Origin of the sequence: Flavobacterium sp. GT3R68 (genome assembly GCF_007109225.1) — a bacterium.
Classification (GTDB): domain Bacteria; phylum Bacteroidota; class Bacteroidia; order Flavobacteriales; family Flavobacteriaceae; genus Flavobacterium.
This window is the reverse complement of the sequence record NZ_VJZK01000027.1, coordinates 1-1281: the sequence shown is the minus strand read 5'-3', so window position 1 is coordinate 1281 and position 1281 is coordinate 1. Positions and strand designations below refer to the sequence as shown.

The 1281-nt window shown below is 32.6% G+C and carries 1 protein-coding gene; it reads left to right on the top strand.

Going from position 1 to position 1281, the window contains the following annotated elements:
- Window positions 1–141: 141 nt before the first annotated feature.
- Window positions 142–1095 (top strand): Fic family protein, encoded by a 954-nt coding sequence (locus FNW07_RS13635; RefSeq protein ID WP_126745365.1) that lies wholly within the window; start codon window positions 142–144, stop codon window positions 1093–1095.
- The last annotated feature ends 186 nt before the right edge of the window (window positions 1096–1281 follow it).

Sequence of the window (1281 nt, the reverse complement as noted above, 5' to 3'; positions counted from 1 at the left end):
TAACTCAAAGTTTGGTTTATATTTGCAATTGTCCGGTGACAGGTAAGCCACTGAATGCAAGCCGCGGGGACGTTAGCAGCAATAATATTTTGACGTCCGGATAAAAAAAACTACTTTTTATAATATCAAATGATAGTACCAATGAAACCACCTTATGACATAACTCCGAAAATTCTAAAATTGATAAGTTCCATTTCGGAAAAAATTGGAGAAGTAAATGCTAATTACCTAAGTAAACAATCTCCCCAACTTCGTAAACAGAATAGAATCAAAACAATTCATTCCTCTTTACAAATTGAAGGCAATACTTTAACAGAAGAACAAATTACTGCGTTGATTGAAAACAAAAGAGTAATCGGTCCGGAGAAAGATGTTTTAGAAGTTCTAAATGCAATCAAGGTTTATGAAAAACTAGATGAATATAAATTTTCATCTGATAAAAGCTTTTTAAAGGCTCATCTTCAGTTAATGACAGGATTAATTGAAAGTGCAGGAAAATATAGAAAGCAAGGTGTTGGAATAGTTAAAGGAACTAAAGTGGAACACATTGCTCCTCCTCATGAAAATGTTCCACATCTGATGAAAGATCTATTTGGATATCTTAAAGACTCTGATGAATTAACATTAATAAAAAGCTGTGTGTTTCATTATGAAATGGAATTCATTCACCCCTTTTTAGATGGGAATGGAAGAATGGGAAGATTGTGGCAGACTTTGATACTAATAAGTGAATATTCAGTCTTCGAGTTTTTGCCATTCGAAACTCTAATTAGCCAAACTCAAGATGAATATTATAAATCATTAGCACTAAGTGACAAATCAGGAAAGTCAACTTATTTCATCGAATACATGCTTAGTGTAATTGAAAAATCATTAGAAAGTTTGCTCAATTATAATAATAGAATTTTGAAAGATATTGATAGATTGGAATATTTTCTAAAACTTGGCTCAAAAGAATTTACAAGAAAAGATTACATGAATGTCTTCAAAGATTTGTCTTCAGCAACTGCAAGTAGAGATTTAAAAAAAGGAATCGAATTGAATATGTTTGAGAGTATTGGTAATCTTAACAAAACTAAATACATCATAAAGTAATTACTGCTGCTAACAGCGGTTTGCCTCAATGGCTTAATTCTGTGTTTCTTTAGAAAATACGCTGATAACCCAAAGTTTGGGTTATATTTGTGATTGTTCGGTGAGAGTCACGCCACTGAGGCAAGCCACCGGACGTTAACTATAACTATCTGAAAACGTTTACGGTGAACATAACCAAAAGGCGTA

Coding starts and splice junctions, on each gene's coding strand:
- FNW07_RS13635 (WP_126745365.1), top strand. CDS start 142: ATGAAACCACCTTATGACATAACTCCGAAAATTCTAAAATTGATAAGT.